This window comes from Lysinibacillus sp. KCTC 33748, from assembly GCF_002237755.1.
Taxonomy (GTDB): domain Bacteria; phylum Bacillota; class Bacilli; order Bacillales_A; family Planococcaceae; genus Lysinibacillus.
In genome coordinates, this window is the sequence record NZ_MWSJ01000007.1 from 148,578 (window position 1) to 162,624 (window position 14,047).

The following is a 14,047-nucleotide window of genomic DNA, read 5'->3' on the forward strand; positions in this document are numbered from 1 at the left end:
CTGTGCGAACCTCATATAAGCCAAAAGCTTCTAGAACACAATTTTGCTGTGTCGAAAGTGATTGACTGATCACTTATAATAAATAGGGTAAAATGCATTATCAAAACGAATCAATTTACTTTTTGTCGTTTTCTTGAAAAGTAATAAAATCTGAAAAATAATTTCTGAATTAGTATAGATTATTTAAGCAATTGTGTTATACTATTTTTGAAATTAAGAAAATCTCCCTCAGACTCAAGGGAATACTATAAAAAAGGATGGTATTTAATCGATGAATTCAGTAGAAATTGCAAACGAACTGAAGGAATTATTAAGCGGCGGTAACATTAATGTTCAACTTTCAGTACCACAATTAGCTGAAAAAGCTACTTCTCGTGGTGAAGCTATGTTAACAGTAGATGGCGCAGTTCGTGCAGAAACTGGCAAATACACTGGTCGTTCACCTAAAGATAAATATACGGTAGAAGAAGAGAGCACAAAAGATAAAATTGACTGGGGAAAAGTTAACCGACCAATTTCTTCTGAAGTGTTTGATAACTTATATGTAAAAGTAGTAAAATATTTAAAAGAACGTGACGAATTATTCGTATTCAAAGGCTTTGCTGGTGCTGACAAAGATTCTCAATTAAGCATCCAAGTAATCAATGAATATGCTTGGCACAATCTGTTCGCTCATCAATTATTTATCCGTCCAACTAAAGAGGAATTAGCTTCTCATGTTGCTGACTTCACAGTTATCTCAGCTCCTAATTTCAAAGCAGACCCTGCCGTTGATGGCACTGCTTCTGAAACATTCATCATTGTATCACTTGAAAAGAAAATCATCCTAATCGGTGGTACTGAATACGCTGGTGAAATCAAAAAGTCTATTTTCGGTATTATGAACTACTTATTACCACAACAAGGCATCCTTTCAATGCACTGCTCAGCAAACGTTGGTGAAGCTGGTGATGTTGCATTATTCTTCGGTTTATCTGGTACTGGTAAAACTACTTTATCAGCAGATCCTGACCGTAAGCTTATCGGTGACGATGAACACGGATGGTCTGATAACGGTGTATTCAACATTGAGGGCGGTTGCTACGCAAAAACAATTAACCTTTCTGCTGAAAAAGAACCAGAAATCTACAACGCAATCCGCTTCGGATCTGTTTTAGAAAACGTAGCTGTTGATCCAGAAACTCGTGTTTGTGACTATGATGACGGTTCATTAACAGAAAATACACGTGTAGCTTATCCAATTCAATACATTGAAAATATTGTTGATCCATCTGTTGCTGGTCACCCAAAAACAATCATCTTCTTAACAGCTGATGCATTTGGCGTATTACCTCCAATCAGTAAATTAACAAAAGAGCAAGCAATGTACCACTTCCTAAGCGGTTTCACATCTAAACTTGCTGGTACAGAACGTGGTGTAACAGAGCCAGAACCAGTATTCTCTACTTGCTTCGGTTCTCCATTCCTTCCACTTCCAGCAACAGTTTATGCTGAAATGTTAGGTCAAAAAATTGACGAGCACGGTGCACAAGTATTCTTAGTGAACACTGGTTGGACTGGTGGCGAATATGGTACTGGTAGCCGCATGAAGCTTTCTTATACTCGTACAATGGTGCGCGCTGCAATTGATGGTAAATTAACTGATGTTGAAACAATTCAAGATTCAGTATTCGGTTTAAACATCCCAACTACTATTGAGGGTGTACCAACTGAAGTGCTTAATCCTCGTGATGCATGGGCAGACAAAGCTGCTTATGATAAAAAAGCTGCTGAACTTGCTGGTTTATTCAACGACAACTTCAAGAAATTCTCAAATGTTTCTGAAGCTATCACAAACCTTGGTGGTCCATTAAAATAATTTACTAAGCAAAGGGAACGATTTCAGTCGTTCCCTTTTTTTATTGTTGAAAGAGGAAATTTTTGTGAAAATTAGGGAGATTTCCATACTAAGCTACTCGCTATCCTATGTATCTAGCCACTTCCTCTACTTTGTTTTTTGCTGCCGCTTCGATTTCGCATTCAAAACAGTAGCGTTTTAAATTAATAGTAGTTCGACAACATACAAAGGGAACGATTCAAGTCATTTCCTTTTTTATTTTCCCCTATTTTAGAAAAGCCCACTTTTCATATTGTCAACTTTGTGTATAATTCATAATAGTAGTTTTAGGGGGAAATATATGAAAAGAAAGTATAAAGTAATTATTATCATTGTCAGTCTTCTATTAGTATTGTTTGTTGGTGCTGGATTTTTTGCAGGGAATTATTTTTATAATCTCGCTTTAAATCCTAATACAGATAAATCAGCTGTGCTTGATGCTCCGCACAATTCAATCGCTGTTAATCCTAAGGAAGCTAAAGAAAAAGAAGAGAGCGAAAAGTGGTTTAAAGAGAATTACCAGGATTCTTATGTAAAGTCTTTTGATCATTTGAAATTACATGCCTATACGCTTAAAAATACAAACGAAACAAATAAATGGGCAATTGTTTTCCATGGATATTCATCTGATGGCTCACAAATGTCAAAGTATGCTAAGCATTTTTATGATTCAGGCTACAATGTTCTCATACCCGATGCAAGAGCTCATGGAAAAAGCGAGGGTGACTATATTGGGATGGGCTGGCACGATCGACTTGATGTAGTCTCTTGGATTAATAATGTTACCAATTCGGATAAAAACGCTGAAATTATTTTGTATGGTATTTCCATGGGAGGTGCTACAGTGATGATGGCCTCAGGAGAAGATCTACCTAACAATGTTAAGGCTATAATTGAGGATTGCGGTTATTCCTCAGTTTGGGATGAATTCTCTTACCAATTGCAAGAAATCTTTCATTTACCGGCCTTTCCTATAATGCACTTCTCTTCAATTGTTACGAAAGTAAGAGCTAACTATACGCTTGGTGAAGCTAATACTGTTGAGCAAGTTGCCAAATCGAAAACACCGATGCTATTTATTCATGGAAGTAATGATACATTTGTGCCATCTGATATGCTAAATGAAGTATATGAAGCTGCCAATGTACCGAAGGAAAAAATGATAGTTGAGGGTGCTGGACATGGCGGTGCAGAAAGCGTCGCTGGTGATTCGTACTGGGAAACTATTAATAACTTTTTAGAAAAATACGCAGAGTAAATATCCTTTTATCAACCGTTCAGGTGCCTGTTAAAAAGCACCTGAACGGTTTTTTAAGTCGGCTCGGGCACTTCTTCGATCTACCTAAGCAATTTTCACTAAAAAAACTCCATATTACAAAAGGTAATCAAAATGGAGTTAATTCTCTAAATCCAGTATGCAATTTTCCTTTATTATTCTAAATATCAAAAATAAATGCTTTCAAAACCTTGAAGTATTTGGAAATCTATTTTATCCGCTTTTGTCCTTTGAATTATAAAATCTAATCCTTTTTTTGTGTTATCTGCAAATTTAGGCATTGCTTCTAGAGCATCTGTTAATGGTTTATTAAAGTTGTCCCAATGTATTGGAATAATAAGTTTCGGCTGTATTTCCCGGACAGTTTGCTCATAATACATATTTTGAAAATCTTGATCCTGAGCTCCTAATACTCCGATTCCTAAAAATAATACATCAGCTTGAATGCCATCCAATGCCCCTTCTATATAGTTAGCACTTGGTTTTACAAAAAATGTTTTATGATGATGCGTAATCAAGAAATCGTATGAAGAATCTTCATGATAATCTAGAGCTTTCGCTAGTTGTTTAAGTGGCTCTTTTATTTTTTCTCCTTCGTCAAAGGTTGGCGAATGTTTTGATTGTAGGACTGTGACAATAAAATCACCAAACTGCATAGCCTTATTTACTTCATATACAGACATTTGTGTCGTGTTTATACCATTACCAAGTCCTATATTAATTGCTGATTCCGAGCCATATACATGCGTTCCAGTTTGTTTAGCGATATAAGCTAAATCTAATGCATGATCATAATGTGTATGAGCTACAAACAATCCCTGAAGTTTATTATGATCTACCCCTATTTTACGAAAGACTTCATTTACAATATTTGTATCTGTTTTCACATTGTTAAAAGGCAATATTTTCAATAAGGGCGGACTAGAAATAAAACCATCAATCATTAATTGTGTGTCGCCATCATCAAATAACAAAGATGATGTTCCTAAAAATGTGACCTTTACCTCCCCTTCGTTTAATGATCTTTGCGATGTATTCGAAGCATAATATTCCTTGTATTGCTGAATGTCTGCTGAAGGTATTAAAAACTTATAATAAATAAAAGCTGAAGCGATTATCATCAATACTAATCCTACAATAATAATCTTGCGTCTTTTACTTTTTATGTAATTCAAAAAATAGCCTCCTCTCAAGACAAACTTGAAATATTAAACTGAAGGAAGACAACTTGAATATCTTATTGTCGTTTCATCCATTCACAAAGAGCATGTACTGTCTCGCGATTTTTGGCAGGTGGATATTGATGCGCGTAGCGATGATCATACCATGTCTCATATGTTTTATTGGCATCTTTTAAATAAAATTCTAACTGTCTAGCATGTTCAATATCTACATTTTCATCACGATAGCCATGAATAATAAGGACGGGAGCTGTCATATGCTCTACCTCAAAAAGTGGTGTTCGGGCATCATAAGCCTCTGGTACACGATTAGGCGTCCCTCCAATAACACGCTTCATCATCCGGCGCATATCTGTTCGCTCCCAATATGTAGCTGTTGCATCAGATACTCCTGCCCATGTTACAACAGATGTAATATCTCTACGTAAGATTGCAGTCCAAAGTGCCATAATACCGCCACGTGAAAAACCAAAGACATGAATATTATCATTACAGAACTGCTTTAGTACGTCTACTGCGTATACAGCGTCATAACGATCAGCTCCTGCAAACTCATCTCGACCTTCTCCACCTCGATTGCCACGGTAATATGGGGCAAAAACGATAAAGCCTCGTGCTGCAAACTGAGCGACACGAGAAGGTCTAACCATACCAATACTTTGCATACCTCCACGTAAATATAAAAAGCCATCATATGTACCTTCTGCCTTAGGTTCCGCTAATAATCCCTTCACACGTAGACCCTGTGACATATACGTGATTTCCGTTAAACGAATTGCTGGATTAGGTGAAGGATAAGGACGTTTTTCAACAATCTTACCATTGGTCATAATGTTTCAACTCCTCCAGCATTTTCTCCATTCCTTCATCCTTCATATGAAAACTTAAATTTGGATGATTAGTAAATTCTTCATCTGTTAGCCAAGTCATTCCGGAAGTTTCTAAATCAAAATCAATGTCCTCCTGCCCCACAAACTGTGCAGTAAAGACCGTTTTACAAAATAAATTGTCATCATGAACGGCATATTCAGCAAACCATCTAAGGTTTTTCACATGAACACCAGTTTCCTCGAATACTTCTCTAACCGCTGCCTGCTCCAATGTTTCCCCAGGTTCTTGCTTTCCACCTGGAACCTCTACACCACGGCGTTTATGAATCGTACACAACCACTTATGTTCATGCTTTAATAAAACCAGTACATGCTTAGGCTCAATGTCCAATTCGCCTCTTATAAAACTTAAATCCACTCGTAAACCATTTAAATCTGTAAATGAGAACATGCTCTTCTGCTCCTTTTTTATATCCCTAAAGCCTTATTTCATAAACTGAGTTGAATCTATTACTAAAAAATAATGACATTCTTTGGCAGATAAATTAATAAATCTATGCTCTGTATCGGCCTCAAAAAAGAATGAATCCCCCTCGTGTAATTCTTCAATAAAAGTACCGTTGCCTAATTCGACTCGTAAAGCTCCCTGTTTAATAAAAACGAATTCCTTCACCCCTGATTTATGGGCAGGAAATACCCCAGATTCTTTATTTGCAGGAATTATATTCAAAATAAATTCAATCCCTCTAGAGGGGAACGATGGGGATAATAAATGACGCTGGAATCCCGTTTTTTCGTCTATATAAACTGGTCGTTCATCTTTTCTTATGACAATAATATCCCTTTTCTCTTGCTGTTCTAATAACGCGGATAGAGTAGTATTTAAAGCCTCAGCAATTTGACAGGCAACTTGTATGGTTGGGTTTTTTTCTTCTCGTTCTATTTGAGATAACATAGATGCACTTACCTTACTAACTGAGGAAAGGTCCTGCAATGTCATATTCCTTTTCTTTCTAATGATATTTACTTGCTTTCCAAATCCCACTTGCTCACGCTCCTTTTCACTATCCTATTGGATAAATTTTTATTTTAATTCATCACCAAAAGTTTGAAATGACTATTTACAATGTATATAAGTTGATCTCCGTTCCAACTGGATACCCCAGAAATCAATTCAACGTAATGATAACGAGCCTTTATTTTTACTATAGTGTAATTACGTAGCTACAATCAACAAATAAAATCCCTTAAATTCAACTTCTTTATTTACACTATAGAATAAATTATATATACTATAGTGTAAATAAGTGTCATTAGGAGTGATTTTCATGTTAAAGATCATGTTTGCTCTTTTACCGCTAGTTAGTATTTTATTTATGCTTTTCGTTCTGAAGAAATCCTCTATTTTCACAGGTAGTGTAGCAGTACTTATTACAACAGCCATTGCAATTTCTCCTCTTTTTCACACTAGTATAAAAATATTACCTACTCCGTTTGCTAAAAGCTTTCTTACCACATCACTTGTAGCCTATATTTTGTTTTTTGGTATCCTTTTATTTCATTTTATGGAGCAAGCAGGCGCTATAGAGAAAATAGCCTCTTCTATTTCTACTTCAACTAATGATCGCATCTATCAAGTTTTGATTCTTGCTTTAGGGCTATCTCCTTTAATAGAGTCTATTAGCGGTTTTGGTTTAGCTGTTATTGTAATAGCTCCAATTTTAATAGCATTAGGTTTTCACCCTATTCAATCAGCTCTTATCGCACTAATAAGTCTTTGTATCATTCCATGGGGCACTTTAGCAATGGGAACAATTATCGGTTCAACATTAGCAGATATTCCTTTAACTTCTTTAGGAATCGTGAGCGCATCTATGTGTATCCCTATTTATATTTATTTCGCTTTTTTAGTTACTTTCATAGGTGCGGGCAAGGAAGCTGTAAAAGAAAAATCTTCAAGTGTTCTCTTCACTGGATTGCTATTAGGTGCCTCTGTCTGGTTCTGTAATTGGTTTATTAGTGTAGAACTTGCTGGTTTATTTGGATCATTAACAGTCATTGCTGCAACCTTCTTTACCATTAAACGGAAGAATGAAGAATCTTTTTCTAAAAGTCAAAAAGATTTATTTAAAAATCTTTCACCTTACTTACTACTTATTACATTGTTATTCACATCAAGAATGCTACTTCCACTAAAAAAAATTTTGTTAACTTGGACAATAACGATCGAAAAATTTAATTTTCAATTCTCCCCACTCTATGCTCCAGGTTTTTTTCTTATGGTCGTTTGTATTTTTACCATTGTTGTTTTTAAATTAAATCGAATCGGCATCTTAGAGAGTATTAAATTAACAATTAACAAATGCTACCCCATTATCATCACGACTTTTTTATACATTGTCGTTTCTGAAATAATGTCACAGTCACAAATGATAAAAGTTTTATCATCAGTTGCTGCACAATCTTTTGGTCAATACTTTGTGCTGATTACGCCATTAATCGGTGCGATAGGGGGTTTTTTAACGGGAAGTAATACAGCATCCAATACGATGTTTATTCGATTGCAAACAACAACAGCGCAACAAATCGGAATTTCCCCACTGCTAGCGGCTAGTGCTCAAAATGTGAGCTCATCCCTAATGACAATGGTCAATCCATCTAGAGTCGCACTTAGCTGCTCAGTTTGTCAAATCAGTGCATTGGAAAATAACGTTCAGAAGAAATTGACGCTCGTAGGTATCGGGACACTATTAATTTTAATCATTGAAATTGCAATAATAGTAGTTTTCAATATTAGCTTTCATTAACGGTATCTTCTCTTAACGAAAATAGCGCCTCTAAGGAAAAGCTATCAAAGTAGGGTCACTGAAGTTTTTCAGTGACCCTACCTTTTAAGCACGTTTGTTGAAATAAGGAAGTTGCTCCACAAATGTCTTCGTATCCGCATCCCCATATTCATGAACTAGTGCATAAATTTTTTTTAATCGTAAATCAATTTCATCATTTTCTCTATCAAGATGATATTGGATATATGGCAATTGCGCACGCCACGCATTCGCAATCTCTAACATCTGCATTTGCTGAAATATTTTTTCAAATACATCTAATGCTTGTCGGTCTACATTGAGCTCAAAGTTCCACGGTCCTGCATATGGATTTGTATAATACGTTCTATTGGCAAGTGAAAAATATACACGCTGACGCTCCATCTCAAAACACTCCTTTTTCCATAGTATGGAGGTAAACGTGTTGTTTTATTCGCTGGAATGTCAAACTTCCTTCACAACTAAGTTAGATGATCTAATTTATAATAAGAAGTAAGGAATAAGGAACGGAGTGAATGCCATGAGTTTAATCACACTCTTAATTGTAGCAGCAATCATCGTTATTTTAGTAACGGTCGCGACTATTATTAGTGTCAATCGTGCGTATGCTTTTAAACATACAGTTGACGAAAAACCTCAGCAAAGCTTTCATCGAGATGATGACTAGTTCAATTTGTACATTTTTTTTAGCAATTCTTTTATAATATTATTATCAAGTAGAATTTGGAGTGAACGCAATGGGAGTACCATTACCAATAATCATTATGATCGCAATGATGATGCTTATGTTTGGCGTATCTGTCATTGTCCTGTTGAAGAAAAAAGGCAATTTCTTTACACAAACTATCGATGCTAAGCCTAAGCAATCCAACGCTCAACAAGAGGACAAAAAAATATGAAGTATCCCTTTATATGGCTCATTAAGTTTTACAGAAAATTTATATCACCCATGACACCGCCATCCTGTCGCTTCCATCCTACATGCTCCTCCTATGGACTAGAAGCTTTTCAAAAACACGGTGCCATTAAAGGATTCTATTTAACGATTAAACGCATATCAAAATGCCAACCATTCCATCCAGGTGGCTTTGATCCAGTACCTGAAAAATGGCCTTCGAAAAAGAATTAATCTTCGAAGGTCATTTTTTCTTGTGCTTTTTTAAGATGTACGTTATTATAGAAATTGTTCAAAAAACAAATCGTAATGATTACTATTAAAAAGAGGTATGCTATAAGATGAAAAAATTATTTTTGTTATTTTCAGTTGCAGTACTTGCCCTATTCACTGCTGCCTGTGGGGATAAATCAACGTCCAAACAGTCAGAGACAAAAGATAAATTAACAATTTACACGACTGTCTATCCATTAAGTTATTTTGCACAACGAATTGGTGGCGATTTTGTAGAGGTTTCTTCAATTTACCCTACCGGTGCCAATGAACACACATTTGAGCCAACACAAAAAGATATGATGAAATTAGCAGATGCTGATATATTTTTCTATATTGGCTTAGGGCTAGAGGGCTTTGTTGAAAATGCCAAAAAGACTCTAGCTAATGAAGATGTAACAATGGTGGCAACAGCAGATCAGATTTCAGATGAAAAATTAGCTATGAGTTCAGGTCACTCACATGATGATGAAGAGGAAGCACATCACGGTCATGAAGACGGTCATGAAGAGCATGATCATGGTAATGTAGATCCACATGTTTGGCTATCACCAACGATCAGTCAAGACTTAGCACTTTCCATTAAAAACACTTTAGTTGAAAAAATGCCAGAACAAAAAGCTACATTTACAGCTAACTACGAGACATTGGTAAAAGAACTACAAGATTTAGATAACGAATTTAAAGCAACGGCGGATAAAGCGCAAGAGAAAACATTCTTCGTATCACATGCAGCATTTGGCTATATCGCAGGACAATACGGCTTAAAGCAAGTGCCAATAGCCGGTTTAAACTCGCAAAATGAACCTTCTCAAAAAGAACTTACAACGATTGTTGATAAAGCAAATGATTTGCATATTCACTACATTTTATTCGAGCAAAATGTCTCTTCTAAATTAGCCGAGGTTATCCAAAAAGAAGTTGGAGCGAAGTCTCTTGTCTTGCATAATTTAAGCGTTTTAACAACAGATGATGTGAAGAAAAATGAAACTTACTTCACCCTTATGAAGAAAAATATTCAAACCTTAAATACTGCCTTAAACGAACACAAATAAATGAGTAAGGAGGTGCCCCGAAAATCGTATGGGGACACCTCCTTTATTATGACGTACTTTTCTTGTGGCATTCGTTTTTCCGTTCTATCAATACTTATTAGCCCTTTTTTCTTATACATAGTATTTTGTATTATCTTTTGATTAGCCTTTAATTGGGCTATATTACTTTCTAAAATGATTGGTTCCCATTCATTTAGATGTACCTGAACACTCTTATCGCTTTTATTACCTTTCAAAAGCAGTGTAGGCTGTTCTATTAATGGCTTTACTAATTGTTTATTTTTACTTAAAACGGACAGCCCTCTATCAAAGGTAAACTGACTATCCATAATTGATTTTGTAAGAACTTCAATCTTACTTGTTTTTTGTAAATCGCTATAGGCTTCGCTTGTAGCAGCTGGGAAACTTAAATAGTCCCAAGAGTGATCTTTTGCTAATTGGCGATCAGAAACTAAAAAATAATTATAACGTACCTCTCCCTTATGATCAGGCAAAGGATCATCCCAAGTAACGTCGATATGATACCATGCATTATCAAGCTTTACTAAGACCCAGGCGTGTAGTTGCTCTCCTACTTTTCCTGGTACATATTGTACCTCAAAGCCTTGCATCTCTAGCATTCGATAAAGTACTAAAGCATATGCCTGACAAACTCCCTTTTTTTCTGTAAGCAATGTGTAGGGAGAATATGGACTTCCTTCCGTTTCCTTTGAATATTCAGCAGATAGAACGATAAAATCATGTGCAGCTTGTATTTTTTGCAATTCACTTAATCCATGCATAGGTGCAATAATATTCGCCAAAGTCTGTTCTACAAACACTTCCTCTTGCTGTGAAATATGATAGGTAAACTCAAATCTAATGACAATATTATTGGTATAGCCTTCATATTTCCATTTAAAACTAGAAATATTGGCGTAAATATATGGATCTTGAATAGCATGTTTAATAAGCTCTGATAGTTCATCTTTTATTTCAGTCGTTTTACCAGTATATCGAATGTCAAATTCAGTAGTTAATTGCATGACTTGTTTTTGAATTTGATATTGTAGGGATTCTATTGAATTGGCTGTTGTCGTGTTCTTTTGTTCATAGTTTGCGAATACTTGCACATGACTCATTTGTAGAACAAATAATATAATGAAAACATTATATATATATTTTCTCATATGAGTCATTCTCCTTTACTAAATAGTTTATGCCTGTCATTTCTTATTATGTTAATGAATGATTAATTTAATCCTAAAAGTTTACTGAATTGATTCTTAAACGAATAAAAGAAGCCTTCTTATAATGAAGGCTTCCCTTTATAGTGTTGAAAAAACTATTATCTCAATTAAATTAAATTATGTATGACTTTTTTGCAAAGCGAGAAGTTGATTCCGTTCCGCCTGGGTGCTTTGTTGGTGCTGTCGCTACGCTTTCGCACAGATTAAACATTTGCTGCCGCTACGATAGCACTACGCTTTCGCACAGAGCAAAGCTTCTTGAGGGCGTCCGATGATCCGCTTGGGCCAACATATGTTTTTTGCGCGAAGGCGAAGCGGCAGCAACAACAGCACCGATGTTGATCACGAAGGCGTTATCACAGGACGTGATGGTTTTAGCCTTCGTTCCGCTATTGCGGATCCTCGAGGAGTCGCCTAGCCTCCACTCCAATCAACCAATCCACATACTCTTATATAGTAAAATACAATATTTCAGTAAGTGGTTTTTGTCTGGCAAAAGTGAAGCGCTACAGCATTTATAAAGATTCCCTTGATTATTTTTTTAATCACATAAAAGAGCATCGATTCCGATGCTCTTTTAGTGTGAAAATTATTAATTTCTTTTTGTTTCAGTAATTATAGGCTCATCATATGAAATAATATCTATAATATGGTTCAAACAAGGAATTTGATAGTGAACGAACTGCTTCTCGGGATTTATATCTTCAGCAATTGTTCCTGCTTTAATAAAATCCAAATATCTTGATTTAGAGTAAATTCTAAAAAGATTGCCCTCGGAAATTTCGTAATCATCCATTACAGTAAACGATTCATCAATAATGGAGTAAGCAACATATGTTTCAAAATCCAATTGCAGAATTGGTAGATTGTCATCAACATCAATTGGGGATGCTTCTATTTCAACCTTATCTGTAATTTTCACTAACTCTTTAGTATTGTTCACATTACACCTATCAATAAGTACCCGCAGTGAGTTTTCTTCTGGTTCAAACAATTTGTTTAAATATATATACCCTTTAAATTTCATCAAATCTTGAAAATTCAATACTTTACCCCCATTTCGAAAAACTATTTGAAATAAATTAAACATGTCAAACCTATAACGAAGGCTTCTTTATTAATCCATTAATTTTCTCCGAAGTAGTTTATTGGCGCCGTTTCGTGGGAGCTTGTCTGCAACAATAATCTCTTTAGGAAGTTTATATTTCGCAAGCTTCTTTTGACAAAATGCTTGTAATTGTTCTACCTGAACATGTTCTTTTAATACAACAAAGGCGATTGGTACCTGTCCCCACTTATCATCATCAATGCCGCATACTCCCGCTTCTTTTACAGCAGGATGTGTAAGTAGCACATTTTCGATTTCAGCAGGATAAATGTTTTCGCCACCTGAAATAATTAAATCAGCCCGACGATCGATAACAAATAAATAACCATCTTCATCTATATAACCAATATCCCCAGTATGGAGCCAGCCATCAATCGTTGCATCTTTTTGAGCAAAACGACCAATGTACCCTGGTGTAACATGAGGACCACGTATGCAAATCTCTCCTTCACCATTGTCATTCGGCTCAGCAATGCGCATTTGATTAAAAAATAATGGCTTTCCCGCTGAGCCAATTTTTTTCATCGCATCTTCATTTGCTAATGTTGCAGTTTGTGACGAAGTTTCAGTCATACCATACGTTTGTGCTACAGCTAAATGTAATGCTTGCGCTCTCTTTAAATAATCCACTGGTACAGGACCACCACCGGCTAGCATCATTTTAAATTTCGGTGAGGCTTGTGCATTTTTCTGTTCAAGAGTATGTAGAATCCTTTCCAATATGACAGCGACTACCGACATATGTGTAACCTCGCCATCCATTATATTTTGTGAAATTGCTTCTGCATCAAATTGATCATATAAATGCACTTTATTTCCGTACAACAGTGAACGCACTAAAATAGAAAAGCCGCTAATATGAAAAAGTGGTACAGCACATAACCAAGTATCATCCGCATGCAAACCTATATTTAACACTGAGGCCGTTGCACTTGCCTGGTGATTTCCTACTGTTTGACAAACGCCCTTGGGAAAACCAGTCGTCCCAGATGTGTACATAATCGATGTTGTTTGGTTTAAAGACCATTCTTTCGTAATATCAATAGCCGTTTCTGTACTTTTTTCTATAGTAGAAAATAAATAATTAGTCGTATGTGATGGTAATTTTTCTATATCCTCATCGGCAACTAATACTGCCATAGCTTCTGAATCCTCAAGCTGGTAAGCTATTTCATCTTGTGTTAGCCTACGATTTAGCATGACCATTTCACATTGTAAATGCATACATGCGTACATCATAATAACAAGTGAAGGCTTACTCGGCCCCATTATTGCAATACGGTCGCCTTGCTTAATATCCAGTGTTGTAAGTTGACGAGCACGTTTTAAAGATAAATCATTTAACTCTTGAAATGTCCAAGTCTGCCCATTATATGTTAAACCGTTTCGTAAAGGTGTTAAATACGCTCGCTGTAAAACCCAATTCAGATACATCTCGTTATTCCTCCAATTTGCCTTATCTTGCCATTTCATCGTAATATCCTTCAGTTGGATATGGA

At 35.9% G+C, this 14,047-nt stretch carries 15 protein-coding genes; 7 read left to right on the forward strand and 8 right to left on the reverse strand.

The genetic code is table 11. The features are described from left to right. The first annotated feature begins 271 nt into the window (after positions 1-271). Together pckA and B1B04_RS11865 are read left to right on the forward strand one after the other, a co-directional pair. On the forward strand, positions 272-1,858 hold the full coding sequence (pckA, locus tag B1B04_RS11860; RefSeq protein WP_079561676.1) for a phosphoenolpyruvate carboxykinase (ATP): 1,587 nt from the start codon (positions 272-274) through the stop codon (positions 1,856-1,858). A 319-nt stretch (positions 1,859-2,177) separates the two neighbouring features. Continuing rightward, positions 2,178-3,134, forward strand: a complete 957-nt coding sequence (locus B1B04_RS11865; protein WP_079561677.1) for an alpha/beta hydrolase — start codon at positions 2,178-2,180, stop codon at positions 3,132-3,134. Positions 3,135-3,319: 185 nt separating this feature from the next. Here the strand turns inward: B1B04_RS11865 and B1B04_RS11870 are convergent, their stop codons facing one another. From B1B04_RS11870 to B1B04_RS11885, 4 genes are all read right to left on the reverse strand, one after another. Next, positions 3,320-4,273 (reverse strand): MBL fold metallo-hydrolase, encoded by a 954-nt coding sequence (locus B1B04_RS11870; protein WP_079561701.1) that lies wholly within the window; start codon positions 4,271-4,273, stop codon positions 3,320-3,322. A 116-nt stretch (positions 4,274-4,389) separates the two neighbouring features. Then, on the reverse strand, positions 4,390-5,166 hold the full coding sequence (locus B1B04_RS11875) for an alpha/beta hydrolase family protein (RefSeq protein WP_094075098.1): 777 nt from the start codon (positions 5,164-5,166) through the stop codon (positions 4,390-4,392). Continuing rightward, on the reverse strand, positions 5,150-5,614 hold the full coding sequence (locus tag B1B04_RS11880; protein ID WP_079561679.1) for an NUDIX domain-containing protein: 465 nt from the start codon (positions 5,612-5,614) through the stop codon (positions 5,150-5,152). The genes B1B04_RS11875 and B1B04_RS11880 overlap by 17 nt, the downstream gene beginning before the upstream one ends. 33 nt (positions 5,615-5,647) lie before the next feature. Beyond that, positions 5,648-6,208: a helix-turn-helix domain-containing protein gene (locus B1B04_RS11885; protein ID WP_079561680.1), complete on the reverse strand. Its 561-nt coding sequence runs from the start codon at positions 6,206-6,208 to the stop codon at positions 5,648-5,650. Positions 6,209-6,491: 283 nt separating this feature from the next. Here B1B04_RS11885 and B1B04_RS11890 point away from each other — a divergent pair, with 283 nt between their 5' ends. After that, positions 6,492-7,970 (forward strand): L-lactate permease, encoded by a 1,479-nt coding sequence (locus B1B04_RS11890; RefSeq protein WP_079561681.1) that lies wholly within the window; start codon positions 6,492-6,494, stop codon positions 7,968-7,970. 84 nt (positions 7,971-8,054) lie between these two features. Here B1B04_RS11890 and B1B04_RS11895 read toward each other — a convergent pair whose 3' ends face one another. Further along, on the reverse strand, positions 8,055-8,372 hold the full coding sequence (locus B1B04_RS11895; protein WP_079561682.1) for a transposase: 318 nt from the start codon (positions 8,370-8,372) through the stop codon (positions 8,055-8,057). Positions 8,373-8,508: 136 nt separating this feature from the next. Between B1B04_RS11895 and ytzI the strand changes: the two genes are divergently transcribed. The 4 genes from ytzI (at position 8,509) to B1B04_RS11910 (ending at position 10,211) form a co-directional block, all read left to right on the forward strand. Beyond that, a complete protein-coding gene (gene ytzI, locus B1B04_RS11900) occupies positions 8,509-8,655 on the forward strand; it encodes a YtzI protein (protein ID WP_094075099.1) in 147 nt (48 codons plus the stop codon). A 70-nt stretch (positions 8,656-8,725) separates the two neighbouring features. Beyond that, positions 8,726-8,887 (forward strand): hypothetical protein, encoded by a 162-nt coding sequence (locus B1B04_RS25665; RefSeq protein WP_170938966.1) that lies wholly within the window; start codon positions 8,726-8,728, stop codon positions 8,885-8,887. Next, positions 8,884-9,117: a membrane protein insertion efficiency factor YidD gene (gene yidD / locus B1B04_RS11905; protein WP_053485074.1), complete on the forward strand. Its 234-nt coding sequence runs from the start codon at positions 8,884-8,886 to the stop codon at positions 9,115-9,117. The genes B1B04_RS25665 and yidD overlap by 4 nt, the downstream gene beginning before the upstream one ends. Positions 9,118-9,224: 107 nt before the next feature. Then, positions 9,225-10,211: a metal ABC transporter solute-binding protein, Zn/Mn family gene (locus B1B04_RS11910; protein WP_079561683.1), complete on the forward strand. Its 987-nt coding sequence runs from the start codon at positions 9,225-9,227 to the stop codon at positions 10,209-10,211. Here B1B04_RS11910 and B1B04_RS11915 read toward each other — a convergent pair. The 3 genes from B1B04_RS11915 to B1B04_RS11925 all read right to left on the reverse strand — a co-directional run bounded on the left by B1B04_RS11915 (position 10,175) and on the right by B1B04_RS11925 (position 13,982). After that, the gene (locus B1B04_RS11915; protein ID WP_079561684.1) at positions 10,175-11,380 is read right to left on the reverse strand and encodes a transglutaminase domain-containing protein; all 1,206 of its coding nucleotides are present in this window, start codon (positions 11,378-11,380) and stop codon (positions 10,175-10,177) included. The two genes, B1B04_RS11910 and B1B04_RS11915, sit on opposite strands and share 37 nt — an antisense overlap. A 652-nt stretch (positions 11,381-12,032) precedes the next feature. Beyond that, positions 12,033-12,485 carry a hypothetical protein gene (locus tag B1B04_RS11920; protein WP_079561685.1) on the reverse strand — a complete coding sequence of 151 codons (453 nt, stop codon included), beginning with the start codon at positions 12,483-12,485 and terminating at the stop codon, positions 12,033-12,035. A 72-nt stretch (positions 12,486-12,557) separates the two neighbouring features. Beyond that, positions 12,558-13,982, reverse strand: coding sequence for an o-succinylbenzoate--CoA ligase (locus B1B04_RS11925; RefSeq protein ID WP_079561686.1), 1,425 nt, complete (start codon positions 13,980-13,982; stop codon positions 12,558-12,560). Positions 13,983-14,047: the final 65 nt, after the last annotated feature.

Excerpts from the sequence above, each read along its gene's own strand:
- pckA (WP_079561676.1), top strand. The coding sequence starts at position 272 with ATGAATTCAGTAGAAATTGCAAACGAACTGAAGGAATTATTAAGCGGC.
- B1B04_RS11865 (WP_079561677.1), top strand. The coding sequence starts at position 2,178 with ATGAAAAGAAAGTATAAAGTAATTATTATCATTGTCAGTCTTCTATTA.
- B1B04_RS11870 (WP_079561701.1), bottom strand. The coding sequence starts at position 4,273 with ATGATAATCGCTTCAGCTTTTATTTATTATAAGTTTTTAATACCTTCA.
- B1B04_RS11880 (WP_079561679.1), bottom strand. The coding sequence starts at position 5,614 with ATGTTCTCATTTACAGATTTAAATGGTTTACGAGTGGATTTAAGTTTT.
- B1B04_RS11890 (WP_079561681.1), top strand. The coding sequence starts at position 6,492 with ATGTTAAAGATCATGTTTGCTCTTTTACCGCTAGTTAGTATTTTATTT.
- B1B04_RS11895 (WP_079561682.1), bottom strand. The coding sequence starts at position 8,372 with ATGGAGCGTCAGCGTGTATATTTTTCACTTGCCAATAGAACGTATTAT.
- ytzI (WP_094075099.1), top strand. The coding sequence starts at position 8,509 with ATGAGTTTAATCACACTCTTAATTGTAGCAGCAATCATCGTTATTTTA.
- B1B04_RS25665 (WP_170938966.1), top strand. The coding sequence starts at position 8,726 with ATGGGAGTACCATTACCAATAATCATTATGATCGCAATGATGATGCTT.
- yidD (WP_053485074.1), top strand. The coding sequence starts at position 8,884 with ATGAAGTATCCCTTTATATGGCTCATTAAGTTTTACAGAAAATTTATA.
- B1B04_RS11910 (WP_079561683.1), top strand. The coding sequence starts at position 9,225 with ATGAAAAAATTATTTTTGTTATTTTCAGTTGCAGTACTTGCCCTATTC.
- B1B04_RS11915 (WP_079561684.1), bottom strand. The coding sequence starts at position 11,380 with ATGAGAAAATATATATATAATGTTTTCATTATATTATTTGTTCTACAA.
- B1B04_RS11925 (WP_079561686.1), bottom strand. The coding sequence starts at position 13,982 with ATGTATCTGAATTGGGTTTTACAGCGAGCGTATTTAACACCTTTACGA.